The sequence below is a fragment of the Vibrio sp. E14 genome (assembly GCF_020515785.1).
In the GTDB taxonomy this organism is placed as follows: Bacteria; Pseudomonadota; Gammaproteobacteria; order Enterobacterales; family Vibrionaceae; genus Vibrio; species Vibrio diabolicus.
Map to the genome: position 1 here is coordinate 86,941 of NZ_JAHPJI010000005.1, position 24,676 is coordinate 111,616.

Here is a 24,676-nt window from a genome sequence, read left to right on the forward strand (position 1 = left end):
TAGGAAAGAACAAGATGTCTAGACGAAGTGGAAGCCTTTTGGCAAAAGTCACTCGTATCCTTCCTTTCTCTTGTGTTGATGGGCCAGGAAATCGTCTAGTCATCTTTCTACAGGGTTGTAACTATCAGTGTTTGAACTGTCATAACCCTCATACAATAAACCATTGTAATCACTGTGGTGATTGTGTGAGTGAGTGCCCGGCAGACGCACTGAAGTTCGACGAAAACAACAACGTTGTTTGGCTTAAAGAGGAGTGCACCCACTGCGATCATTGTATAGAGATATGTCAGAACCAATCTAATCCAAAAATTACTGACTACTCTGTGGTAATAATGCTCGATTTGATACGCAAGCATCGCTTTTTTATCAGTGGTGTTACAGTATCCGGTGGGGAATCTACCTTACAACTTCCTTTCATTATTGAGCTGTTTAAAGGGATGAAGCAAGATCCTGAGTTACAGCACCTTTCTTGTTTCATCGACAGCAATGGCTCTTTATCAGTGACAGGTTGGCAGCGTGTGCTTCCTTTTCTGGACGGTGCGATGATCGATTTGAAATCGTGGCAGACAGAGACGCATCAATGGCTAACTGGGCGTGATAATCATCGTGTATTCAAAACGCTTCAGTACCTCGCAAAGCATGAAAAATTGTATGAAGTTCGGTTACTGCATATTCCAGGGAAAAGTGATTTAGATATAGAAATCGTAGCGATTGGGCGCTATTTGAGTACTTTGCCTGAATCGGTGCTTATCCGTTTAAATGCATTTCAACATCACGGAGTCATGGGGGAGGCGCTAACTTGGGATGTCTGCTCGCGCCATGATATCGAACGCTTAAAATCAGAACTTTTACGTTACGTGAGTAACCCCATCGCAGTGCCGACTATACTCACGTAATGCAGTTTTGATTCGTTATCTTACTCACGCATCGCACGCGTCTAGCGTCTAGCATGGCACAGGCATCGAGCAATTGTTTTTGTAGCCATTTTAAAGCCGGATCGTTCAAGCTCGCTTTGTTCCAAACGAGGCTGTAGGCTACCTGCCCATAATCGAATGGAAGGGATTGTTCAACCAAGCCTTTTGCTTGCATGGCCGCCCTTGCCCAAAGTTTGGAACAGGTGAACAAGTAATCTGAGTGCTGACACATCACCGCAGCTGAGCCAAAATCCGCTACACGCATAGCCATATTTCGCTTCGAGTGCCTTTGTGTGAGGTTCTGCTCGAAATAAGGTTGTGAGAGATCTTTATCATGAATCCCAATGTGTCTTGCACAGAGGTAGCTTTCAACAGACAAAGGCTGTTTAGAGAGTGGGTTTGATGGTCCCATTAAACAAACCATTTCGTCTTTCAGAATGGTTTGCCATACCAAGTCTTTGTTTTGCGTGGGCGGCTGACTAAGATCGTGTGGAAGCAGCAAAAAGTCCACTTGGCCTCTTACCAACGCATCGAAACTCATTTCCTCTTTTGCATGAACATTCAAATGTGCGTGATTACCGAGTTGCTGAGATAAATGCTGTAGAACTGGGGCAAAAAGCTCAAACGAACTTTCGCGCATAGCTAATGAGAAACTGCCCTGATAGTAAGCTGGATTAAATGAGCCCTGATGTAATAATCCATTCATGCTAGAGAGTATGCCATGGATTGAGGGGCCAATGTGCAGCGCAAATGCTGTTGGTACCAAGCGAGTACCATCGCGATAGAAAAGGTCATCTTTCAGCGTTTCACGTAATTGCCCAAGTGTTTTACTGACGCTCGAAGGTGTTACACACAGGCGCTCTGCGGCAAGGGTAACACTGTGAGTGGTTAACAACATATGCAATACAGTGAGATGTTTTAGGCTAATGCGTGAAAGAGCAATGTAGTCCATAAATAGCATGGTTTCTTATGATTTTTGGCAGTATATCAGGATGAAACAAATTTTTACTATTGTTTATCTCGTAAATGAGCATCTTTCGCTTTGAGCTCAATGTATTTAACGTGTTGCTTAAAAATAACTTGCGCTTTGTAAGATTAAAGAATTCTCTTGGATTTGTTAGATCTTTGGCGTTTTCCTTTCCTCAATTTTAGAATTTCTATTTCATTTATCTTTCTAGTGCGAGGGCTGAATAGTTTGTGTACGAATGAAAAGGCGTCATTACCTATTAAAAATAGCCATTGTGTTGTTAATTGTTTGGTGATTTACTCAAGATTCTTAAGTAACAGAGGTATAAATAATTAATGGACGACCCCTTTAGTCGACAGAACCCTTCACCGTATGTCTTCTCATCATTGGAGGCGTACTCATGTTAGAACTTTTCATGCAACCAGAGGCTTGGGCGATTTTTGCCACTTTGTTTGCGCTTGAAGTTGTCTTAGGCGTTGATAACGTCGTTTTTATCTCCGTCCTATGTGAAAGATTGCCACAGCACCAACGTAAACTGGCAAGAAACCTTGGCATCGGCCTTGCCGTTATTGCTCGTATTGCATTGGTTTTTTCTATCTCTTGGATTATGCAGTTGACTCAACCACTGTTTTCCTTCGTAAACCAAGCGTTTACCGGAAGAGACGTGATCATGATCGCGGGTGGTGCATTCTTATTGGCAAAAAGCCTGAAAGAGTTGTGGAGCTGGCTAAATCACAATGAATCTGGCCACTCGACTCATGCTCGTACTGGATTAGCGGTAGTACTGCTGCAGATTGTTGCTGTGGATGCGGTATTCTCAATGGACTCGGTGATAACCGCCGTCGGTTTGACAAGTGATGTCCCGCTTATGGTCGCGGCGATTGTCTCGTCTGCAATCGTGATGGTAATGACTGCTGAAAAAATCAATAATCTGGTGACGCGCTATCCCGGCTTTAAAACGTTGGCATTGCTGTTCCTCGTTTTATTGGGTGGCTTATTGATGGCAGAAGGCTTCGCAATTCATATCAATAAAGGTTATGTGTACTTTGCGATGGCATTTGGTTTGATCCTGGAACTTTGTCATATCCAGCTAAAAAACAAACAGCGTCCTAGCATTAAGCGTCTTCGTCCGTTGCGAATTCGAGCAACGAGATTAGAAGCTCGTCAATAACAAACGACATTGCCGCTCACATGAGCGGCATTTTTGTATCTTGTATCGTCTATTTTAATTCTCGTTTTGCTTAGTTGTCGTCTCGATAAAAAATCGCATTTGTTGTTGTGTCGCAGATTTTTTATATAGAGCGCCCAACTAACACGAGTGAACGAAAATAATGAATAAAATGATCGATGCGTTAGCAACCAATGGCTACTACATCTGGGATGACTTTCTTTCTGAACAAGAGGTGGCTCAACTGCGAGATTGCATTCCAAGCAATTGGAAAAAAGCACGTATTGGTCGTAACGATGATGTTACTCGTATTGAATCTATTCGTAGTGACAAGATTCAATGGTTATCGCCAAATATGGGGCATGCTGTTACTTCTTACTTGGATAAAATGGAAGAGATCCGCCAAGAAGTGAACCGTCACTTGTTTCTTGGACTTTTTGAGTACGAAGCTCATTTTGCCAAGTACGAGAAAGGGGACTTCTACCAAAAACATTTAGATTGCTTCAAAGGTAACGAAAACCGTCGATTGACGACCGTTTTTTATATGAACGAATCCTGGACGGAAGAAGACGCGGGTGAATTAGTAGTATACGATTTGAATGACAATAAAATTGCAACCATTCCCCCACGCTCAGGGCGTTTGTTCGTATTCTTATCAGAGCAGTTCCCACATGAGGTGTTACCAACCAATGCCGAGCGTTTTAGTATCGCTGGTTGGTTCAGAATCAATGGTGTGCGAGATAATTTACTTGATATTGCTAGGTAACTATTTGTCGGCCTAGTCTTATCATCCTAAAAAAGGGGGGCGTGTGTTCGCCCCTGTTTTGATTAAACGTCGGTTGAGAGTTCGTAACACTCTGTCATGTTTCGTTCTAATACCGCATAAACGTCAGAGCAAAGCTCCTCTTTGGCTATTTGCTCACCCATAATGTCGGCGATCTGTGTTTGAGTCATTCGTCCTCGATAGGGGCGATCTTGAGACAGGGCTTGGAAGACATCCGCGACAGCAATGATACGCGATGGAACATCGAGCTCGTCGCCTGTTTTGTGATAGGGATAGCCCGACCCGTCTAAACGTTCATGATGATTGGAAGCCCACTCCGCTATTTTCGCGTTAGGGAAGACCTTATGCAATGCGAGCTGAGTATCAATGGTATGGCGTTTAATGCGTGTGTACTCTTGTTTGTTTAGAGAGCCTTCTTTGTGAAGGATTTCATCTGGTGTTTTTAACTTTCCAATATCATGCACCAGCCCTGCAATATATAACATTTCTTGGTCGTGCTCGTTTAGCCCAAGCTTAATTGCTAGATAACGAGATAATTCCGCTACTTTTTGTGAATGTTGATAAGTGAACGGGCTCTTTGCATCGACAATTTGAGCGATAAACATTCCCAAACTGTTCATATCTTGGATGGTTAATTGTTTTTGAAGCCAATCAATGCTTTTAAAATTTAGGCCTATGGTTTCAATATTTTCCGACTCCATCGCGAACCAAAACGCGTCGGTCATGACGAGTTTAACCATTGCTTCGGCCATGCTTGGATTAAACAAGGTTCCAACGTTTGCCATGATGCACTCAGCAATCAATTCCTCATGAAGTGTGACAATGTCACAGTGGCAGTTTATGACGTATTTTGAGCGCATAAAATCAAGGCGGTCTGATAAGTAGAGCAGGGCGGCCACCTCTTTTTCAAAAGGCGGTAAATCGAGCTCTTTTAGTTCGCTCCAATGTGTATGGTGGTAAAGAACTGGTGTCGCAAATTGGCGCAACAAACGACACTGCTTGAGGCTTCGGTACCCTCTTAAGCAGTGTGTTTTTACATCTTGTGGCACGAGCTCTTCAAGTAACATTTTATGTTCTTGTGTTTCGGAGACTCCACAGTCGTGGATCATACCTGCGAAGTAACAAAACTCCGCTTTTTCTGGCTCCCAACCCATGACGCGAGCACATTGGTAAGCGATATAAGCGACACGATGGCTGTGGTGAGTATCGTCAACACCGACATAATCGAGTGCTCGAGCAACCCAGATAAGTGCTTGTTTTAGATCGACTTCAAAGCCCGTGTCCGTATGGGAATGGCAAGAATGATTCATGGTTTATACCGACATTGCTAATTAGCCCATGCGAAACCCAAATCAGAAGGTGATAGGAAAATTGGGTACGACAGCGAATAGACCCCAAAAAGGTGGGCGTTTAGACGTAGTTTTAATTATGGGGCGGATAATAATCCTAGTTGCATAACAATATCACCTGAAGCTCATGATTAAGAGTCAGTTATTTGAACTAAGTATTAGTTTTGAAAGATTATTGTTGCTTTTATTGACTTATTTGAAAACGACAATAAATCATGATGTAACGCATTCTTATTTGTATTTTTATAAGTGATGTTCGGATTAGATTACTGATATACCGTACCGTTATGTGATTAAGCAGAATTCATATTTTGAGTTTGTATGAATGATAAGGCACCTTCAATAACCACTTTATGATCGGCGAAGCCGAAGAGGGGTGAGTTATTAAGGTAACGCTAATGGCAAATCATAAAAAATAATTTTCTCTACAGCTCACGTGATGTGGGGAGAGCAAGTAACGGTATTGCTCCCTCAGCAGCATTTATGTGTTGATGGAATGACTTAATTAAAAAATGTGTGATTGCAAAGTAAGCATAGGTGATAAAAGTAGCTAGAATGATAGCTCTAAATGAAAAGGATTTCGTATGTTGAAGCATCGCTTATATCGGACTTACACCGCAGGGCTAAAAATAGCAGCTCTTATCCTTCCTATGCCGAGACCAACCTTGTTTTCCGGCCCTGGTTCGATGAATGAGCTATTAGAATCGATGACCGAACTGGGATTTAAACGCGTCTTATTAGTTACCGATGAAGGGTTAGTCCAAGTCGGTATTGTCGATAAGGTGCTCGAAGCGGCAGCACAGCTCGATTTGCAGTTAGATGTTTTCTCGAAAGTACAGCCCGATCCTACCTATGATCAGGTAGAAAGCGGTCTAGAGGCTTACCATCGTTTTCATTGTGAGGGCATATTAGCTTTGGGTGGCGGCTCTGCAATGGACTGTGCAAAGGTCATTGCTGCGAAAGTTACCAATAAACGGTCAATAAAAAAGTTAGCTGGACTATTGAAAGTATGGCGAATGCCAGCGCCACTTTTTGCTATTCCAACGACCGCAGGAACAGGAAGTGAGGTCACCATCGCTGCGGTCGTGTCAAATCCCTCTTCACACATTAAAACCCCTTTGATGGATCCAAAGTTGGTGCCACTAATGGCAGCTTTAGATGCGAACTTAATGATTGGTTTACCTCCTAAGATCACGGCTGATACTGGCGTTGATGCATTAACTCACGCTATTGAGGCGTATGTGTCGAGAAATGCTACTCAAGAAACTAGGGCTTACTCTGTTGCCGCCATTAAGTTAATTTTTAAGCATCTTCCTCGGGTCGTAGCGCAAGGGGATGATGTTGAAGCTCGACATAAAATGGCCATGGCATCCTACTATGCAGGTTTAGCATTTACGAAAGCGAGTTTGGGTTATGTTCATGCGTTTGCTCACACATTCGGTGCGAAATATGGAATACCTCATGGCATGGCAAACGGACTAGCCTTATTACCTGTGCTGCGCTTTTCATTGTCAGAGATAGAGCCTCAACTAAGAAAACTCGATGCGTTGACGGCCGAAGGGCAGTCAGGTGAGGCGAGTGCTCAACACTTTTTGACGCACGTGGAGTCTTTGTTTGCAAGCATTGATATTAAGCAGAAAAGTGCACTCATTAAGCGCGAAGATGCTGATGCGCTTGTAGATTTAATTCTGAAAGAGGCGCACTGGAATTACCCTGTCCCTAAGTTCATGAGCAGGGAAGAATGTACTCAGCTACTGTTGGATATTAGTGGTGTGTAAGTTTTTATTTACACTTGTGGTTTTTTATCCTTACACTTTGCTTGATCTTCTGCTGAAGATCCTACAATATCGACAGCATTACAAATATGGTGTTGGTTTCGGTACGCCGTTGCCCGATCTAATACCGATAATTCCTAATAAAGTGTAAAGATAAATATACAATGAGTCGTTCTAAAGTATTCGGTAGTACTCTAATTATCGCGGGAACTACAATAGGTGCTGGCATGCTAGCCCTTCCACTTGCCTCTGCCGGCATTGGTTTTTCAACTTCAATCATCATCATGCTCAGTTTATGGGCTCTGATGGCTTTCACTGCCTTACTCATGCTTGAGCTTCATCAGCATGCAGAAAGTAGTGCAACTCTTCATACTTTAGCGAAACAGATCCTAGGCCAAAAAGGCAAGTGGGTGGCAAGTTTTGCGATGCTTTTTCTGTTCTACTCATTGTGTGCAGCATACATCGCTGGCGGTGGTGCTCAGTTCGGAGACCGCCTTGCACAATGGTTTGACCTTGATATTTCAGGGCCTACATCAACGATAATCTTTACCTTGATTGTGACTTTAGTTGTGACAGTTGGTACAGGTACGGTCGATAAAGTTAACCGCGTGTTGTTCGCGATGAAACTTGTTGCGATGGTTGCTGTGCTTTCTTTTCTTGCTCCAAACGTTACGGAATCTTACTTATTGAGTATGCCGATTGAGCAAGGTCTTATTGTAGCGGCGATTCCTGTTATCTTTACTTCGTTTGGTTTTCACGGAAGTATTCCGGCAATTGTGAATTACTTAGATGGCGATACTTCTTCTTTGCGCAAAGCCGTTATTATTGGCTCGACGATTCCGCTCGTGATTTACATCTTTTGGCAGATCGTGACGTTGGGTGTGGTTAGCCAAAATACACTTATTGAAAACGGTGGGTTGAGCGCGCTTATTGGTCAACTATCGCAGACGGTGCACCAATCAAACTTAGGCAACATTGTCGGTGTATTTGCTGATTTGGCACTGTTAACGTCATTTCTTGGTGTGAGTTTAGGTCTATTCGAGTTTTTGGGTGACACCATCAAAGGGAGCAACGATAAGCCTAATCGCTTGGTTGCGGCACTCGTGACGTTTACCCCACCGCTGGGCTTCGCACTTTTTTACCCTCAAGGCTTTATTATGGCTTTGGGCTATGCAGCGATTGCCTTAGCGATTTTAGCCATCTTTTTACCTCTGGTTATGGTGATCAAGGTTCGTAAATCGGATGATTTTACAGGAGAGTACCGAGTAGCTGGTGGCCAAGGCGCATTAGTGATAACGGGTATCGCTGGCACAGGTATCGTATTAGCTCAGCTGTTAATTACGCTGGGTGTGCTTCCTGCTCTGGGCTAGTTGTTTAGAACGTTCTCTGAATAACCTCTAGTTACTGAATCCATCGTAATCAATCAGTATTGTTAAGCCAACGAGTTTCGCTCGTTGGCTTTTTTAATCTGGATCAAATTACCGTAAGATATTCGGTGAAAGAATTGGTAGAAATGTGCTTTTATTTCGTACACTTAAGTTGTGGTATATCGATAATTTAAGTGGAGAAAACCGCTCAAAATACCATTGAATTTACAACACAATGAGCTTCTCTTGTTTCTCTGCTTGGGTGTGGAGGTGAAGTATGGCGCACCGGAGTTTTTACCCGTTTGCAAAACCGCTTAATGAGCAACTGCAAACGCTAAAGGGCAGGATGCAGGCGCACTTGCCGTGTATTGATAGGGTGTCATTTGCTAAATATCACCCAGACCAAGATGTGCTCAAATCATTTGCAGAAAGTGAGTTCGACACTTGGTGTTTAGCCCACCATGAGTCAGCATTCCGTAAACTCCACCACCTCAATATTGCCTCCAAAAACGCGATTCCTCGGATCGTCGAAGACCTTCACTATATTAATCACTGTCCTCGGGTTCAAACCTTACTCAAACACGGATACCAGTCGTCGGTTGCGATTCCTTGTTACGACAATAAAGCATTTACAGGCTTTGTGTTTTTAAATTCCACTCAGCCCAATGCGTTTAGCTTAGAAGCGTTGAATAGTCTTAAACCTTATTTCGAAATGATTCAATTTGCGGTTGAATCAGAAGACCACGTCGTTAGCGCGATAGAAACGTTGGCGAACCGAATGCAATGTATGATGCCAGGCTACTCCCCTGAGTTTTACGCGCATACCAAACGAATGAAGTATTACAGCCAAGTCATCGCAACGCAGTTAGCGGATCGTTATCACCTGAATGATGAAATGGTCGAAGATATTGGTATTTTTGCTCAATTCCATGCGCTCAGTGATATTCAGCTGCCAGTTGAAATTGCTAGTCGCCGAACAAATTATACACAAGAACAAGAGGCGATATTGATTCAACATATTGAGCGTTGCATCGACTCGGCCGATGACATAGTGGCTCGTATCGGAAATCCGGTTCACCCGAGTGTGACTTTGTTTTTGCAGATGGTTACTTATCAATACGAAAACTTAAATGGTACTGGTTATCCGTATGGTTTAACCAGTGACGATGTACCAATCGCCGCGCAAATTACGGCTGTCGCGAATGCCTTTGATTTTATGACGACGCACCATCCGCACAGACAAGCGTGGTCCATCCCATACGCATTGTTAGAACTTGAAAAATGGGTATATCAGGGGTGGTTATCTCGAGAATGTGTTAATGCTCTGCGAGAGCATCAAGGTTATATAAAGCAAATCATCCACAAATATCCTGAGCACTATACAGGCTTGGGGTTAATGTGAAGAGCAGTAACGAAGTTGAAATGTTGACGAGGAGGAATATTTAAACAATACTGTTTTTATATACAGTAGTAAGTTTGGAGGTGAAGTATGTTGTGGGAAACCCTTGAAAGAGTAAACCGCTTACGCCAACAAGCACTTGCAAATCCTGAGTTTGTTGAGTCAGCAAAAGAGCACGAACAAGCACTTCAGGAGCAAGAATACCATTATCAAACGAAGAAAAAGCGTTCAGCCAAAGACAAACAAGGTAAAAAGTCGCTGGCCGATATCTATAAAGAAGTAGAGTTTGGCGCTGACGCTCGTCATTAATTTATTCACTGCGGCATTTCTCATTTCTTCATGCGCCGCAGTATTCATTCAAATTTATGCGAGGGCAGTGGTAGACCGCTGCTCTCGTTGACCTGCCGACAATCCGCTAATGAAGTCATCCGCAACGAATAATCATTAACGCTTAGTAATTCTCTCAATGATCTTGTTGATGTAATGATAATGACAACGGTTTGCATTTGTATCTTTGTTGTTATATAAAACCTCCCTTATTAATCGTTCTGTTGAATAAGAACGGCAAATGTGATGAACGAATGAAAGCGGTTGATTAGCTTTCATTTGTGAATGGCTATTAGGTGAAGTAGGGATGTTGGAAGCTAAAGCACTCCAGTTTGAGATTGAAGGCAAGTCATTGCTAAAAGCGTTTGATGTGACATTTGAACCCGGAAAAACATACGCTCTTGTTGGGCACAATGGTTCAGGAAAATCTACATTGTTAAAGTTGCTGGCACAGCAACAGCCATACACCGCTGGTGACGTGGTTCTGCATGGAACGAGCATTAACGATCTCTCAGCGAAAAAATTCGCCCAACACATTGCCTACTTGCCTCAGCATCTTCCGGTGACCGACAGTATTTTAGGTCGAGATTTAGTCGGTTTTGGTCGTTACCCATGGCATGGTTTACTTGGTCGTTTGAGCAAGAAAGATCATGACATTGTTGAAGAATCAATGGCGATGACAGGAACACTAAAATACGCAGATCGCTTAGTTGATACGCTATCTGGAGGGGAGCGCCAACGAGTGTGGCTAGCCATGCTATTAGCGCAAAAAACCGAGTATTTGCTTCTTGATGAGCCTTTGTCTGCGTTAGATATTAGCCATCAAGTCGATATGTTGAAGCTCATCTCTAAACTCAGTAAAGAGTTGGGTTTGGGCGTTATTATCGTATTGCACGACATCAACTTAGCGGCGCGCTTTTGCGATCATATCGTTGCATTACATCAAGGTGATTTGATTGCACAAGGCAATGTTGAACAGGTGTTTACTGAACCTAAGCTAAGGGACATATACGGGATAGAGATGAAGATCTCTGACCACCCTGCGGGTTATCCGGTGGCGATGCCAAGCTAGAGGTTGAATAATGAGCAGTACAAACACTCGACTTAAACATTTCTCTTTCGCTCTCTCACTTAGTGCGCTTTTGGTCAGTTCCTTTCAAGCAGTAGCTGAGGCGTCATCTCGGGTGATGTCGGTTGATTGGACACAAACTGAAACGATGTTGGCGTTAGGGGTCGTGCCCGTAGGCGTCGCTCAAGGGCAAGATTACGATGCTTGGGTAAAATCGCCACCGTTACCACCTCAAACTAAGGATGTAGGGTTAAGAACTCAACCCAATATAGAGCGTATTTACGAGCTCAGACCTGACCGTATTTTTATTGCCCCGTATTTCTCCTCAATGAAGCATCGCTTAGTCGATATTGCCCCCGTTATCACGATTGACTTATATGAAAGCGGGATTACAGATTGGTCGGTACTTACTCGTTTCACTCGGAGGTTTGGTGAAGAGCTAGGAAGAGAAGCGGAGGCTGAGGCACTTATCCAACAATATGAAGAACGTTTCTCTTTACTAAAACAGCGCATAAACAAAGGCCAGCCGCCGCTTTTAATGATTCAGTTTATGGATACGAAGCACGTTCGTGTTTTTGGTCAGAATAGCCTTTACTCTCAGGCTATCGAAAAGATTGGGCTGAGTAATGCGTGGAACGAAGAGACAAATAGCTGGGGCTTCAGCTTAGTCGGCATCGATAAGTTAGCAGGTATAAGGGCCCAAATTGTTATCGTTGAGCCATTGCCTCACGGTGGCGAAAAGCGGCTCTCTCAAGATCCGTTTTGGCAATACGTTGTTCAACAGTCTGGTGAGAAGGTCATGCAAGTCGCGCCTGTTTGGAGTTTTGGTTCTATGCCTTCAGCGCTTCGGTTCGCGGAGTTAGTTACGGCGAGTAAGGTCGAGGAGTTAGAACAATGAAAACCATGCCTTTAAGCCTTGTGGTGTTACTTTCGGCATTTACCTTTTCTATTGGTGCTTTCCAATTGTATCAAGCAAGTTCATTCTCACTGGCTCTTAGCAGTTTATGGAAACCTAACTTTCAATCTATCGATTCCGTCTTACTTCACTTTAGCTGGTGGCCTCGAGTCTTCACCACGATTATTTCTGGTGCCGGATTAGCGGTTGCTGGGGTATTAATGCAACAAGTTCTGCGCAATCCTCTTGCTTCGCCAACAACATTAGGTGTGGCGAGCGGTTCAAGTTTTGCTTTGATGTTAGCTACGCTATTTGCCCCTTGGATGTTGGATATAGCACCTAATTTGGTTGCTCTCATCGGCGGTGTGACATCGATGGGGTTGGTGATGCTGTTGTCATGGCGACGAGCGTTATCTCCAACGGTTGTCGTCGTTTCTGGGTTAGTGATAAACCTGTACTTTGCATCATTAAGTACGGTTATTCTGATGATGAATACCGAAAAGCTGAATGGATTAATGATATGGGGAGCGGGCTCGCTTGTTCAGAGCGGATGGGGTGATTTCTCGTATCTTGCACCTCGAATCGCACTTGCTACGGTTATCGCATTTGTGTTTGCAAAGCCGTTAAGTCTGTTAGAACTCTCCGAGCAAGGTGCCAAGAGTTTAGGTGTCTCGCTAGCCAAACTGCGCTTTGTCTGTCTTGGGCTTGCGGTACTAATCACTTCTTGGGTCGTTTCTGCAGTAGGAATCATCGGTTTCATCGGATTAGCAGCGCCAGCGATTACTCGATTGATAGGTATCAATAAAATCCAGCATAAGCTTTGGGTATCAATGCTGATTGGTGCCATGTTATTGACTTTAACCGATTTGGTTATTCAGCAACTGCCGGGGCTAATGGCGAGTTTTATACCAACGGGAGCAGCAACGGCTGCACTGGGCGCTCCGCTACTGTTATGGCTGCTACCTCGCTTATCACAAAAGACGCAGGGTCATACTCAGACGGTGTTAACTCGGCATCGTCAACATGTTTACAAGCTAAACCCTAAAGCGATCTTATTGTCATTGATCGGCACGCTAATTTCCGTTGTTCTTTTTGCCACAGTTGCTGTGCAAAATGAAGGGTGGACAAACTTGTTTGCTAGCCAAAATTGGATTTTTTTGGAATGGCGCGCACCTAGATTATTTGCAGCAGCAATTGCGGGGGCAATGTTAGCGATTGCTGGCACCATGATTCAACGCCTAAGTGGAAACCCAATGGCCAGTCCAGAAGTGATCGGCATCAGTTCAGGGACAGCGATGGGGTTGATCATCGCGATGTTTACTGGGTTAAGTTCGTCAATTTTCACTCTTTCTTTAGGCGGGCTTGTAGGTGCATTAGCGACGGTATTGGTCATTGTGCTGCTAAACCGTAAATCAGGTTTTCAGCCGGAGCGCATTTTGTTGACTGGTATTGCTATTACCGCACTGATGAATGCAATACAGAGCTTTATTCTAGCCACTGGTGACCCAAGAAGTTATCAAGCATTGGCTTGGTTGTCTGGGTCTACCTACTATGTTTCGGTTGAAACGTTACTCCCATTGTCTTTATCTGCGCTTGTCTTTATAGGGTTGAGTTTTCTCTGCGTAAGATGGCTAGATATTCTTCCTGTTGGTGCCGCTTCTTCTAAAGCACTTGGAATTAGAGTTGATCGTTCACGCGCAATACTGCTTCTTTTAGTTGCTTGTCTCACGGTCAGTGCGACATTGGTTGCTGGTCCGATTAGCTTTGTTGGGTTGTTGGCTCCGCATTTAGCTCGCTTATTTGGCTTTAACAAAGCGTCACAACACATGTTATGCGCCGCGATATTGGGTTCCGGCGTGATGTTGTTGGCCGATTGGTTGGGACGACAAGTTCTTTACCCACAAGAAATACCAACAGGGCTTATGGCGTCTCTCATTGGCGGTTTGTATTTAATGTGGGGTTTACGCCGTTTATAGATACGAGCTAAGCATCAACGAAGAAAGTACTTATACAACAAACAAGCACTCGCAGTGGCATTGGTAACCTATGCCACTGCGAGTGCCTTATGCAAAACCTCTGGTTTGTCTTTTATGGAAACAACTGGCGATGCCGTAACTCGCTTTTCTTTCAGCGATCGCTGAAGTCATGAAGGATTGGTTTGGCTGCCGACAAAAAAGGAGAATAATATGACTCGGCAGTTTATGCTGACACCAACGTCAATGGCGGTTGTATTAGCTTTATCAACGCCAAATGTCTTGGCTCAGGAAGATAAAAATATAGTCGTGATTGGACAGCAGCAAGACAGTGCAGTTGGTCCTGATTTTAGTTATCTTGGAGCGAAGAGTCGGGCAGCGACGAAAACTGATATTGCCATCAATGAGACTCCAAGAGCGGTGTCTGTTGTTACGCGAGAACAAATGGATGATCGTGCCTCTATTAGCATTTCTGACGCACTACAGTACACACCAAGTATTCAAACTAATTATTTCGGCGAAGATAACAAGCAAGATTGGTTTATTATTCGTGGTTTTAAACAGGCGAACAGCGGGCTGTATCAAGATGGTACCCGTTTATATTCTTCTGGTTTTTATAGTTGGCAAATAGATCCGTTTGCGTTAGAAAGGGTTGAAGTGTTACGTGGTGCAGCGTCTGTTCTTTATGGGCAAAACCCTCCTGGTGGGGTTATCAATGTCGTCAGTAAGCGACCTCAATTTGATGGAGGCTCAGGGCTTGTATCTTTGGAGTACGGTTCTGAAGACCGTAAACAACTTTCTCTTGACGTAAACTCTGAGGTGAGTGAGCAGTTAGCTTTCCGCTTTCAAGGGTTAGCGAGAAAAAATGGGACGAGAATTAGTGGGGTAGAAGCAGAGCGCATTCTTCTCTCTCCATCAATGACGTACAAATTTAATGAGACGTCTGAAATTACCTTTCTAACGAGCTATCAAAAAGACGACTCAGATCCTTATCTGCAATTTTTGCCAGTTGAAGGAACATTAACGCCAAACAAAAATGGAAAGATCAGTGATAGTTTAGCGATAGGTAATCCTAACTGGGAGACCTTTGAGCGTGAGCAGGTGTCTTTAGGCTATGAGTTTTCTCATGCGTTTAATGATACCACTTCATTTGTTCAAGCAGCTCGTTACAGTGAAATGGATGTTAAGTTGAGACAAATGTATTCGTACGTTTACTCGGCTGATGTGTCTGGTTTGGGGCCGATTTTAGATCCATCAAATGAACGCAAGACCATACTTCGGGGCGCTTCAACAGAAGATGGGTCATCCGATGCTTTTAATATTGATAATCGTTTGATGCACCAAGTAAATTGGGGAAGCGTTGAGCATAACTTGATGTTGGGCTTAGATTTTCAAATGATCAGTATCGATGGTAAGGACTTTGCTAATGATCCTATCGTTGCTGATGGTAATGCACTCTTAAACACACCAATGGGAGCTTTGCCCGATCCTAGGTTTAATGTATTTAATCCTACTTATTCGGATAACATAATGTTACTCGATCCGAATACGCTACAACCATTGAGCGAAACCGATAAGCAAAGAACGAAAATCGATAATCAGCAACTCGGCGTCTACTTTCAAGATCATATGCTGATCAACGATAAATGGGCGATGTTATTGGGGGCACGTTACGACGATACAAGTAATGAAGTACATAATGTTACCACGGGTGCTCGCACGAAAGTCGATAATGGAGAGTGGACGTTTAGCGTGGGAACGGCTTATATTTCTGATTCTGGCTTCACGCCATATTTTAGTTACTCTCAGTACTTTGATCCAATTATTCAAGAAGACAGCAATGGTAAGCCAGCGAAGCCTGAAAGCGGTGATCAATTTGAAATCGGTATGAAATTCCAACCGGATTCATTTGATGGCTATTTCAATATTGCAACGTATCGGGCAACAAAAGAAAACTTGGCTCGTATCTACCTGAGTGAATTAACGCAAATAGGAAAAATAGAAAATAACGGCGTTGAGTTTGAAGCTGTAGCTAATGTGACACCATCCTTAACATTGATCGGGAACATTGCGTACGTTGATGCAGAGATAAAAGAAGACATCAATAAGGTATGGGTTGGCAAAACACCTTCCCAAGTGGCGAATACCGTATCATCAGCTTGGGCACATTATCGTTTCTTTGATGGACCTCTTGATGGCTTTGCTGTTGGCTTAGGTGCGCGCTATACAGGTGAGTCATACGGAGATAATGAAGAGAGACTAAAAGTACCAAGTTACTTTTTAATGGATGCGACGGTCAGCTATCGCATTGGAGATTACAAGCTACAAGTCGCAGCCAAAAATATCACTGATAAAGAGTACATAGCGACATGTGATGGTTTTTGTTGGTATGGCGATCGACAAAATATTATTGCCAGTTTAACTTACGATTGGTGATTTAACGGATAAATAAACACCCCTAGTGTAGGGGTGTTTATTTAGAAATCGGCTTTGCGGACAAAATGTGGGTTTTTGTACTTTTTCTGCGGACCAAACGATGATACTACGAGCTTGTTCCATAACGTTTTGTCAAACTCACCCTTTGGAATCGAAGGGTAGAGGGTTTCCTCTTCTTCTCTTGCAAAGTTCATGTACTGTTTCTTCTTAATTTGATTGTACTTTTTGGCGATCTGGTTATGTTTTCTTACCCACTCCAGTTTGTAATTGTGGAGCACTTTTTCACCTTCTTCCGCACTCATTCGAGATAGGAATAATCGCTTGTACGAGACCTTTCTGTCCAACATTGTGCGCATGACGGTTTGGATATATTTACCGTGGTGCGTGACAGTAATATCTTTTTCGTCAACAGGAGTGACGCACCAGCCTTTAGGTAAAAAGTCTGGCTTCTTAAATTGCTTATTACGCTCCATTAGCGCCTGATGTAAAACTAAATCAGAGGTGCCGCGGAACGTTTTTTGCCATTTACCGATACGAATTTGAATCGAACCAGGCAAGCGATAGATGTTAGTAAACTTATCTTTGTCCATGGACTTGTGTCATGAGATTAATATGCATTATTAGAAAGTGAAAAACAGTCTAGTGCAAAGGGCACCAGACTGAAGTACCGTACGATTTTACAACGACCTTGCGTGATATAGCGAGGGGTTATGTCAATAATAGGTAAGAAATAGAAAATTAGTTCACATTATGAAGAAATTGGAAGCTAATCAGGCTAACTTTTGAAGTTGGGCCGATTATGCCCATGCCTACCAAATAAAAAAGAAGGCATGGGTATAAAAATCACACCGCTTCTTCGAGTTGCTTGGTTTCTTCTTCAATCTGCTGTAAATGTCGGTTTGCTTGCTGTAACTGATACATTTGGGCATAACGACCATTTTGTTTCAACAGTGCTTTGTGTGTGCCTTTCTCTACTAACTCCCCATGATGAAGAACAATTATTTGGTCCGCATCCAAAATAGTTGAAAGTCGATGAGCGATAACGACTAGTGTCATGTCTTGTCTGAGTACTGCCAAGCTCTTTTGTATTAAAGCTTCTGTTCCTGAGTCAATATTGGCCGTTGCTTCATCTAATATCAATATTTTAGGTTTTACCACAAGCACACGTGCTAACGCTAAGAGCTGTTTTTGTCCAGCAGATAGATTGGTTTCACCTTGACCTAACTGCGTGTCTAGCCCATTAGGATAACGGTGAATTTGCTCTGCCAAACCTACCTTGTCTAACGCATCCCATATTTGAGTATCGTCAACCGCTCGACTAAGAGAGATGTTTTCTCTGACTGAAGCAGGGAGAATGTGCGGATCTTGCTGAACCATTGCCACATCTTTACGAAGGACGTCTTTCCCTAGTGTTTTAAGTGGACGACTATCGATGAGCAGTTCACCACATTGCGTTGGATAAAAGCCCATTAACAGTGACGCTAATGTGCTTTTACCGCTTCCTGTATGCCCGACAAGCGCGATAAAGTCTTGGTGGTTGGCCTTCAACGAAATGTCTTTTAGGACGTCCTGTTTACCATCGTAGCTAAATGTGAGGTCTTTAAGTTCGATAGCACCTGACCTTAATGGCTGATGGTCGTCCCCATAAGTTTGTTCTTTCGCATCAATCAATTCAAACACACGTTCGCTTGATACTAACGCTTGCTGAAGTAGAGCAAGCTGCTGAGTCATTTCAATTAATGGCTCAGTAACGCGCGCAAGATAACTGATAAACGCATACAGTACCCCCACACCAATCAACTCAATACCGTTAAAGCCAAAGATCGCAACCAAGCAAAGTAACGCGAGGCCAGCGAGCAAGTCCATCAATGGTCTTAGCAGATAGCCGTTTAGCCGAATCACTCGTTTAGATGCCACCAAATGCTCTGCGGTTAGCTCGTTGAACTGTTTATTAAAACGCTCTTCTTGTTGCATTAATTGAATGACACTCATCCCTTGAATGGATTCACTCAGATTCGCATTTATATCAGTCAATAGGTCACGCATCTTTCGGTAGCTTTCTGTACTTAGCTGCTTAAACAAGTACATAAAGCCGATGACGATCGGTAGCAATACAAGCACAACAAGTGTGAGTTTCCAGCTCATGAAAAACATAACGCCAAGCATCACCACAATCATGACCACGTTTTTCACCACGGTCGCGATCAAGAGCTCATAAAATTGCTGTAGAGATTCCGTATCGTTGGTGATTCGCGATACCAATTTTCCAGCAGGAGTGTAATCAAACGCAGATAACGGCTGCTTAATCACGCCAGAAAATACTTGCTTACGAATCGCTTTGATCGTGTTAGCCGCGACAATGCTAAATTGCAATGACTGAAAATACTGAAATGTTGCCGATACAATCTGAAGAGCGATATAACCTACTGCTAGCGAAATCAGAACATTCTGTGAATAGTCACCTTTAGCGATGTGCTCATCAATGAAATATTGAATCAACCAAGGGCCGCCAGCGCTGGCTAACGCTGCGATAAACAGCAAAGCAAGTCCTTTAATCATTGGCTTTGGTTGAGATAATGGGTAAGACATCAACCGTTTAAACGTACTGGTCTGGTTCATTCATTATTCCTCCATCGCCTGTTCTAGTTTTTGGTACTCGAACATTTCGGCGTACCATCCCTGATGCGCTAATAAAGCGCTATGTTGCCCACGTTCAGTAATGTGGCCGTGATTCAAGACAATGATCTCGTCTGCTGCTTCCAATGCGGTGAGGCGGTGTGCAATAACGATTAGGGCTTGATCACGATAGTGTGTTTCCAAATTCTTAAGGATTTGATGTTCGGTTCGGCCATCAACAGCCGAAAGCGCATCATCCAATACCAAGACTTGTGCATTTAGTAACATAGCGCGTGCTATCGCAATTCGTTGTTTTTGTCCTCCAGAGAGAGTAATGCCTTTCTCGCCAACTTCAGTTTGATAGCCTTCAGGAAACTTCTCTATATCATCATGAATACAGGCTAACTTTGCTGCTCTGTAGACTTCTTCCTTTCCCGCATTAGGGTTGCCTAAGGCAATATTGTCAAAGATAGATTTTGAAAATAGAAACGGGCTTTGATTAACCACGGCAAAGCGGTTGCGCCACTGAGGAAGTAGGGCATCTTTAATCTCAACATCCCCGAATGTAATTGAACCGTTTGTTAGGTCGTGCTGACGCAAAAGCAGCGTTAGCAGGGTTGATTTTCCGCTTCCGACAGGGCCAGCTACTCCCAACATTTTACCGGGCTTGAGCTCGATTTTTATTTCGGCCAAAGCTGGTGGTAAATCACTGGACCAGTGGAAAGCATCGATATCAATTTTTAATGGCAGTGGTTTATCTTCTAGTGGTTTATTACCACTGACAATCTCTGGTGTTTCATCAAAGATCTCTTGTAGGCGATTCCATGCTGCGGAGCCTCGCTCTAAAATATTAAATAAGAAAGCGAAGGCCAGCATAGGCCATATCATCAACCCTAAATACATCGTAAAGGCTGTTAGATCACCAAGCGTGATCTCTCCCTTATCGACAAGGTAAGCACCAGCAGCGACACTGAGAAGGAAAGAGAGGCCGATGGTGAGTTGGATAGCTGGATCAAATCTCGCGTCGACTCTAGCGACGGCGATATTTTTCTGACCGGTATCATCGACTACATCTTCAAAGCGCTGTTGCTCTTGATTCTCTAACCCAAAAGCTCGCAACATTCGCACGCCGTTAAGTGACTCTTGCGTCATGTCTGACATGGTAGAAAAGGCTTCCTGAGCAATGCGGAAACGTTGATGCAGTATACGGACGATAAAAAAGATGATGATTGCAAGAAACGGCATTGGAAGAAGTGCCATAACGGTGAGCTTCCAGCTAACTTGCGTTACCATGATGATTAAAACTGCAATACCCGTGATCAAGGAATCGGCTGCCGTTAAAACCCCTTCGCCGGCTGTCATTACGATGTTACGTACATCATTAGTACCACGCGCCATCAGATCACCGGTCTTATAACGTTCGAAAAATCGGGGTGGTTGTGTCGATAAGTGCCTATAGAGACGATTACGTAGAATGGTTCCGAGTTCCCAGCTTGCGCCGAAAAGCCAAATTCGCCATAAGATACGGCATCCATAAATGGCAAAGATCAGTGCAGTGAGTCCCAAGAGCCACAGAATCAGCGTATTTGTATCTAACGTGTTATCTACGACCCCATCAACGATGATTCCGACCGCTTTAGGAGGAACAAGTTGTAGAGTTGATATCACAGCGAAAAGCAAAATCGATCCGACATAATGCTTCCACTTTTGTTGGAAATACCAACGTAACTGCCAGAATATTCTCATCACGCCTCCCGCTTTAAATTATTGGATTTGTTATAGAACTATTATTGAGCGAAATGATGAGTTTACAAGCACAAATTATTGGCGGTCGGAAAAACGATAGATTGTTTCGATTACGGGCGTGTGCGGTCGCGAATTACTTGTTTTCTCGCTACAAGCTAACTATGAAACAACATTATGTGAAATAGTTGTTAATAATAGGTTTTGGGGCCAGTATTCTGCTAAAAGCGATGAAAGCACCAAAAGTGCAACTGTTACTTTCACTCACTAGGGGAACTAGCAGTCGTCAGTTTGTATTTTGTAGCTGACTTGGCCACCTGGAGTTTCTGGGTAGTAAACTTCGACATAACACATATGGTCTGGACCAACAGGTTTGTTTGCAAAGCCGATAAGGAAATAGGGTTCGTCCGGGCTGTCTACCCCGTACCAAGTATTGATAGTGAGTTGAGGGTCGAAACCTGCCAGCTCTTTTGCGGGAATGACATTCTTAATAAATCCAAAGTAACCAATTAGGTCGTTATTGCCGTCATTATCTAGATCAATGTTATATTGTTTGCCGCCATCTACCGTCTCTTGAGATTGAATAACGGCTTTGGTGTACACAAAGTTGTTTGCAGTCATGAGCGCTTCCCTCGCGCCATATAGAACCGCCACTCGGGCATCTTTTTGCAGGCCAAGAAATTTAGGAAGGGCAATAACACTAACGACACCAAGGAGAATGATGCACACAATGAGTTCAATGAGGGTAAATCCTTGAGAGCGATGCACTGCCTTTTCTCCATGAGTCATGAATAGTTTGGCGGCTATTTTGATATAAAAATGCGCAGGTCAAGTATTAAAAAAGGATGGGAAGGGGTGACCAAGCTTGCAGATCTTAAATATAAAACAAGTTGCTTATCTGTTACATGCTGTTGGGAGGCGGCTATCGAATAAGGGGAGAGAGTTAAATTCGGGAGGATAAAATACCTCCCGAAATGAGCAATTAAGACTCGTTTGCGACGGCTTGACCGCTGCGCTTAAATACAAATCGCCAAATAAATAAGACAACGGCAATATAGGTTAGACCAACACCTAACGCTTGCCAGTGCATGCCGTTATACATTGCGATTGGCATAAGCGAGATGATGAAAATGTCCGTAATTGAGCCTGGAACATAAGCGATAGCATAGTCGTCTAACACTTTACTGCGCATTTTGGGGTCGACAATGCGTAATAACGCGATACCCATAGCGACTGTACCTGTTAACCATCCCCAAGAGAAAATGCCTTTCTCAAACCAGTCATCTCCCATGATGCGAGGTGCAACCCAAAAGATAAGCCATAGCGTGAACGCGATACCACCAATTGCGAGCACTACCATTGGCATTAAATACTGTGCTAGAACCGTGATCTTAATCGCTGAGATACCAAAGATGATCAGGTAATCCGTACTAATACCCGCTGCGTGTTTGAATGCGCCGTCACATAGGTAATGAGATGCCTTGGTTTGCTTAGCGATGATTCGAACTAACATACCGCCCAGAAAGCCAGTAACGAAAGTCGGAATTTGTACCTTATCGTGGAAAGAAGATAAGTAGTTGGCTGCTACATAAGAGAAAGCGGTTACCACTACAACCAGCGCCGCGTGAATCGCGAAAGAATCGACTGACAATGATGACATCGTATCTTTCATCACAGGTTCTTGATCGTCAGGTTTCACTAAGCCTTTGCGCTCGTGTTCGTCCATGCTGTCGAATGTCGTAAAGCTACGAATCCAGCCCATTTTCAACGCAAACTGAAGCATTAACATGCCCACCGAGATTGAAATAAAGATCCCAACCGTGGCGAACGTTAAACCAAGTGTGAAACCATCTTCCCAGCCAAGGCCTGTGAAGATTTCACCGACTACAGATGCTGAACCATGACCGCCCATGAATCCCGCGGACATGGTTACGCCAAACCCAGGATTAATGTCAGGCCAAAAGAAGGTGGTAAGTACTAAACCAAACATTGCTGCAAACAGCCATTGCGACACGGATGCAATTTGGTTAAACGCCCACAATGAGCCTGCTCGTTGAGCAACCACTTTTGGTGACGGGACATCTGTTGCTAAACCCAACGCAGAAAAAAGTGCAGCAGTTAAGAGGCTTGCGTTTGCGGTAAAAGTATCTGTCCAAGGTAATACGTTAAGCAGAGCTGGGCCAAAAATAAGACCAAATAACCCAGCCAATACAGCTGATGGAATGTACATGCGTTGTAGTAAAGGCATATGTACACGAATTACTTTTGCTGCAATTAATAGTAAGCCAGCGATGGCTAAGTCAGTCAGCATTAGACCTTTTGGCATTTCTTGTCCTCCAGTAAATGCGTTCAAGGGGCTCATCCTTTTAACCAGCCTTGATGTAATAAATAACTTCCAGCACAAAACCACGAAAATAGTCACTCATGTGACATCGCGTCATGGTTGTTCTAGTCAGCACTCTATTGCGCTGTCGAATTTGTATTAACGGATCTGTTGATCCTTAAATCTATAAAGTGAGTGCAATTGTTGTGAGTGCTCACGAAGTGTTGAGAAATTTGAATAAATTCCTCGATCAAGTTTCTGATAGTTCACTCAGGAAGGGCGTGTATCCTAGTCAGTTTGTCAGCGCAATGCAATTGAGCGTCATCAATATTTAGTGCCTAAAAACTGGGCACTTGTAATTAAATATTTGATAAATAAAAATATTGAACAAGAAAAATAATTTGTCGATATGATAACTTTTTGTGATTTGAAGGGGGATTTTGCCACTTTAAGGAGGGATTTTTTGGAGGAATCGAGAAAGTAGTAATATCAGTAAGAGCTAAAGTAGAGTGATTCGCGCAAATATCATGCGTTATAGGGGGCCGGAATTTCGCCCCCAGAGCTACAAAGTGCTTGTTTAAATTCGGTTGTCACCAGTACTAAACGCGATAATTTGACTGATTTCGGTCAAGCTTCTTCCACTTTCTTGCTGCCACTGAATAAAGGCTTTATTAGCAGAGTCCAAGGACTTTTTCGTGTCTTTGCCGCCTTCAATGATCTTGCAGTTGCGTAAATAAGCTTCGACATCGTTAGACAGAATAAAAGTGTCCACGCCCATTTGGCGTAAAGTGTAAGGGCCTGTATTTCCACCCAAACGACTACCATGCTTCTTCAAGTAGCCCCATAGATCCGTGATCTTTTCCCGAGGCCATTCAGCAATCATGTTACTGAACGAGCCATATTCGATTCTTGCTTCATGGATCATGCGAGCGTTGGCCGGAATCGACATGACTTTAGTGATGTGGCGAATGATGCGTTTGTCGGTCGCTTTGGTTTCCCATTGCTCATCAGACAGCATCAATAGCGGCTCGATTTTAAAGCCGAAAAATACCTCTTCGAAGTTCGGCCACTTGTTGCGAACCACACTCCAAGAAATTCCACTTTGGAATACTTTCATCGAAAACGCCGCTAGCCAACGGTCATCAGGAATTGCGGCCAGTTCTTCTTTGCTTAGTGGGTGAGACAAAAGCGCTTCAAGTTGATCTTCACCACCTTTACGCTCGGCAGCGCGCTGATAAATCGCGTCAAATTTTTCGATACTCATAAAAGAAGTTAGTCCTAGTTTATGTCGATATTTGCGAAACATACTACGCTTAAGTGGCTGAATCGTAAATTGATGGAGTGTCACAAATGAAGAAGGTCACATTAACGTTTGTCGGGGAAGGTTCGGAGCGTATCGCGGATAAATTTTATACTTGGCTGGCTGATGGCGGATTAGAAGACAGCTTAATTGAAACTCTATCGGACAGAGAAGTGTCGGTGGTCGGTATTAGCGATATGGATAACGAAACGCGCGATGTAGTGATTACGACAGAAATGAATTAGCGCGTTGTACACGATCAAAACCAAAA

At 43.5% G+C, this 24,676-nt stretch carries 20 protein-coding genes; 12 read left to right on the forward strand and 8 right to left on the reverse strand.

Translation table 11 applies throughout. The features are described from left to right. Positions 1-14: 14 nt before the first annotated feature. On the forward strand, positions 15-896 hold the full coding sequence (locus tag LIX84_RS15045) for a YjjW family glycine radical enzyme activase (RefSeq protein WP_226421642.1): 882 nt from the start codon (positions 15-17) through the stop codon (positions 894-896). Here the strand turns inward: LIX84_RS15045 and LIX84_RS15050 are convergent. Continuing rightward, the gene (locus LIX84_RS15050; protein WP_226421643.1) at positions 889-1,866 is read right to left on the reverse strand and encodes a LysR family transcriptional regulator; all 978 of its coding nucleotides are present in this window, start codon (positions 1,864-1,866) and stop codon (positions 889-891) included. The two genes, LIX84_RS15045 and LIX84_RS15050, sit on opposite strands and share 8 nt — an antisense overlap. Positions 1,867-2,281: 415 nt before the next feature. Here LIX84_RS15050 and LIX84_RS15055 point away from each other — a divergent pair, with 415 nt between their 5' ends. Together LIX84_RS15055 and LIX84_RS15060 are read left to right on the forward strand one after the other, a co-directional pair. Beyond that, positions 2,282-3,052, forward strand: coding sequence for a TerC family protein (locus LIX84_RS15055; RefSeq protein WP_226421644.1), 771 nt, complete (start codon positions 2,282-2,284; stop codon positions 3,050-3,052). Positions 3,053-3,212: 160 nt separating this feature from the next. Then, positions 3,213-3,815 carry a 2OG-Fe(II) oxygenase gene (locus tag LIX84_RS15060; protein ID WP_047008737.1) on the forward strand — a complete coding sequence of 201 codons (603 nt, stop codon included), beginning with the start codon at positions 3,213-3,215 and terminating at the stop codon, positions 3,813-3,815. A gap of 62 nt (positions 3,816-3,877) precedes the next feature. Here the strand turns inward: LIX84_RS15060 and LIX84_RS15065 are convergent, their stop codons facing one another. Next, positions 3,878-5,143: an HD-GYP domain-containing protein gene (locus tag LIX84_RS15065; protein WP_226421645.1), complete on the reverse strand. Its 1,266-nt coding sequence runs from the start codon at positions 5,141-5,143 to the stop codon at positions 3,878-3,880. Positions 5,144-5,766: 623 nt separating this feature from the next. Between LIX84_RS15065 and LIX84_RS15070 the strand changes: the two genes are divergently transcribed. From LIX84_RS15070 to LIX84_RS15105, 8 genes are all read left to right on the forward strand, one after another. Continuing rightward, a complete protein-coding gene (locus LIX84_RS15070) occupies positions 5,767-6,960 on the forward strand; it encodes an iron-containing alcohol dehydrogenase (RefSeq protein WP_226421646.1) in 1,194 nt (397 codons plus the stop codon). A gap of 161 nt (positions 6,961-7,121) precedes the next feature. Further along, positions 7,122-8,327 (forward strand): aromatic amino acid transport family protein, encoded by a 1,206-nt coding sequence (locus tag LIX84_RS15075; protein WP_226421647.1) that lies wholly within the window; start codon positions 7,122-7,124, stop codon positions 8,325-8,327. A gap of 274 nt (positions 8,328-8,601) precedes the next feature. Further along, positions 8,602-9,726 (forward strand): HD-GYP domain-containing protein, encoded by a 1,125-nt coding sequence (locus LIX84_RS15080; protein WP_226421648.1) that lies wholly within the window; start codon positions 8,602-8,604, stop codon positions 9,724-9,726. Positions 9,727-9,813: 87 nt separating this feature from the next. Then, positions 9,814-10,032: a hypothetical protein gene (locus LIX84_RS15085; RefSeq protein WP_005377723.1), complete on the forward strand. Its 219-nt coding sequence runs from the start codon at positions 9,814-9,816 to the stop codon at positions 10,030-10,032. Between the two features lie 325 nt (positions 10,033-10,357). Then, positions 10,358-11,122, forward strand: coding sequence for an ABC transporter ATP-binding protein (locus LIX84_RS15090; protein WP_005394180.1), 765 nt, complete (start codon positions 10,358-10,360; stop codon positions 11,120-11,122). Positions 11,123-11,132: 10 nt separating this feature from the next. After that, the gene (locus LIX84_RS15095; RefSeq protein WP_124008836.1) at positions 11,133-12,017 is read left to right on the forward strand and encodes an ABC transporter substrate-binding protein; all 885 of its coding nucleotides are present in this window, start codon (positions 11,133-11,135) and stop codon (positions 12,015-12,017) included. After that, on the forward strand, positions 12,014-13,990 hold the full coding sequence (gene fhuB, locus LIX84_RS15100; RefSeq protein ID WP_226421649.1) for a Fe(3+)-hydroxamate ABC transporter permease FhuB: 1,977 nt from the start codon (positions 12,014-12,016) through the stop codon (positions 13,988-13,990). The genes LIX84_RS15095 and fhuB overlap by 4 nt, the downstream gene beginning before the upstream one ends. A 210-nt stretch (positions 13,991-14,200) precedes the next feature. Next, positions 14,201-16,423, forward strand: a complete 2,223-nt coding sequence (locus LIX84_RS15105) for a TonB-dependent siderophore receptor (RefSeq protein WP_226421650.1) — start codon at positions 14,201-14,203, stop codon at positions 16,421-16,423. 41 nt (positions 16,424-16,464) lie between these two features. Here LIX84_RS15105 and LIX84_RS15110 read toward each other — a convergent pair whose 3' ends face one another. The 6 genes from LIX84_RS15110 to LIX84_RS15135 all read right to left on the reverse strand — a co-directional run bounded on the left by LIX84_RS15110 (position 16,465) and on the right by LIX84_RS15135 (position 24,369). Beyond that, on the reverse strand, positions 16,465-17,013 hold the full coding sequence (locus LIX84_RS15110) for an MSHA operon transcriptional regulator (protein WP_054867095.1): 549 nt from the start codon (positions 17,011-17,013) through the stop codon (positions 16,465-16,467). 253 nt (positions 17,014-17,266) lie between these two features. Beyond that, positions 17,267-19,042, reverse strand: a complete 1,776-nt coding sequence (locus tag LIX84_RS15115) for an ABC transporter transmembrane domain-containing protein (RefSeq protein WP_104974138.1) — start codon at positions 19,040-19,042, stop codon at positions 17,267-17,269. A gap of 3 nt (positions 19,043-19,045) precedes the next feature. Continuing rightward, complete coding sequence (locus LIX84_RS15120; protein ID WP_226421651.1) at positions 19,046-20,785, reverse strand: ABC transporter transmembrane domain-containing protein; 1,740 nt, start codon at positions 20,783-20,785, stop codon at positions 19,046-19,048. 273 nt (positions 20,786-21,058) lie between these two features. Next, on the reverse strand, positions 21,059-21,571 hold the full coding sequence (locus LIX84_RS15125; protein WP_230417922.1) for a type II secretion system protein: 513 nt from the start codon (positions 21,569-21,571) through the stop codon (positions 21,059-21,061). 193 nt (positions 21,572-21,764) lie between these two features. Continuing rightward, positions 21,765-23,108, reverse strand: a complete 1,344-nt coding sequence (locus tag LIX84_RS15130) for a sodium/glutamate symporter (RefSeq protein WP_041852964.1) — start codon at positions 23,106-23,108, stop codon at positions 21,765-21,767. Between the two features lie 574 nt (positions 23,109-23,682). Continuing rightward, positions 23,683-24,369: a DNA-3-methyladenine glycosylase I gene (locus LIX84_RS15135; protein ID WP_226421652.1), complete on the reverse strand. Its 687-nt coding sequence runs from the start codon at positions 24,367-24,369 to the stop codon at positions 23,683-23,685. An 86-nt stretch (positions 24,370-24,455) separates the two neighbouring features. Between LIX84_RS15135 and LIX84_RS15140 the strand changes: the two genes are divergently transcribed. Next, positions 24,456-24,650 carry a hypothetical protein gene (locus tag LIX84_RS15140; RefSeq protein WP_005394200.1) on the forward strand — a complete coding sequence of 65 codons (195 nt, stop codon included), beginning with the start codon at positions 24,456-24,458 and terminating at the stop codon, positions 24,648-24,650. Positions 24,651-24,676 lie beyond the last annotated feature (26 nt).

What these genes read in the sequence shown, in the direction of transcription:
- LIX84_RS15075 (WP_226421647.1), top strand. Translation starts at nt 7,122, where the DNA reads ATGAGTCGTTCTAAAGTATTCGGTAGTACTCTAATTATCGCGGGAACT.
- LIX84_RS15080 (WP_226421648.1), top strand. Translation starts at nt 8,602, where the DNA reads ATGGCGCACCGGAGTTTTTACCCGTTTGCAAAACCGCTTAATGAGCAA.
- LIX84_RS15055 (WP_226421644.1), top strand. Translation starts at nt 2,282, where the DNA reads ATGTTAGAACTTTTCATGCAACCAGAGGCTTGGGCGATTTTTGCCACT.
- LIX84_RS15110 (WP_054867095.1), bottom strand. Translation starts at nt 17,013, where the DNA reads ATGGACAAAGATAAGTTTACTAACATCTATCGCTTGCCTGGTTCGATT.
- LIX84_RS15085 (WP_005377723.1), top strand. Translation starts at nt 9,814, where the DNA reads ATGTTGTGGGAAACCCTTGAAAGAGTAAACCGCTTACGCCAACAAGCA.
- LIX84_RS15070 (WP_226421646.1), top strand. Translation starts at nt 5,767, where the DNA reads ATGTTGAAGCATCGCTTATATCGGACTTACACCGCAGGGCTAAAAATA.
- LIX84_RS15130 (WP_041852964.1), bottom strand. Translation starts at nt 23,108, where the DNA reads ATGCCAAAAGGTCTAATGCTGACTGACTTAGCCATCGCTGGCTTACTA.
- LIX84_RS15135 (WP_226421652.1), bottom strand. Translation starts at nt 24,369, where the DNA reads ATGAGTATCGAAAAATTTGACGCGATTTATCAGCGCGCTGCCGAGCGT.
- LIX84_RS15140 (WP_005394200.1), top strand. Translation starts at nt 24,456, where the DNA reads ATGAAGAAGGTCACATTAACGTTTGTCGGGGAAGGTTCGGAGCGTATC.
- LIX84_RS15125 (WP_230417922.1), bottom strand. Translation starts at nt 21,571, where the DNA reads ATGACTCATGGAGAAAAGGCAGTGCATCGCTCTCAAGGATTTACCCTC.
- LIX84_RS15050 (WP_226421643.1), bottom strand. Translation starts at nt 1,866, where the DNA reads ATGGACTACATTGCTCTTTCACGCATTAGCCTAAAACATCTCACTGTA.
- fhuB (WP_226421649.1), top strand. Translation starts at nt 12,014, where the DNA reads ATGAAAACCATGCCTTTAAGCCTTGTGGTGTTACTTTCGGCATTTACC.
- LIX84_RS15095 (WP_124008836.1), top strand. Translation starts at nt 11,133, where the DNA reads ATGAGCAGTACAAACACTCGACTTAAACATTTCTCTTTCGCTCTCTCA.
- LIX84_RS15065 (WP_226421645.1), bottom strand. Translation starts at nt 5,143, where the DNA reads ATGAATCATTCTTGCCATTCCCATACGGACACGGGCTTTGAAGTCGAT.
- LIX84_RS15060 (WP_047008737.1), top strand. Translation starts at nt 3,213, where the DNA reads ATGAATAAAATGATCGATGCGTTAGCAACCAATGGCTACTACATCTGG.
- LIX84_RS15120 (WP_226421651.1), bottom strand. Translation starts at nt 20,785, where the DNA reads ATGAGAATATTCTGGCAGTTACGTTGGTATTTCCAACAAAAGTGGAAG.
- LIX84_RS15115 (WP_104974138.1), bottom strand. Translation starts at nt 19,042, where the DNA reads ATGAACCAGACCAGTACGTTTAAACGGTTGATGTCTTACCCATTATCT.
- LIX84_RS15105 (WP_226421650.1), top strand. Translation starts at nt 14,201, where the DNA reads ATGACTCGGCAGTTTATGCTGACACCAACGTCAATGGCGGTTGTATTA.
- LIX84_RS15090 (WP_005394180.1), top strand. Translation starts at nt 10,358, where the DNA reads ATGTTGGAAGCTAAAGCACTCCAGTTTGAGATTGAAGGCAAGTCATTG.
- LIX84_RS15045 (WP_226421642.1), top strand. Translation starts at nt 15, where the DNA reads ATGTCTAGACGAAGTGGAAGCCTTTTGGCAAAAGTCACTCGTATCCTT.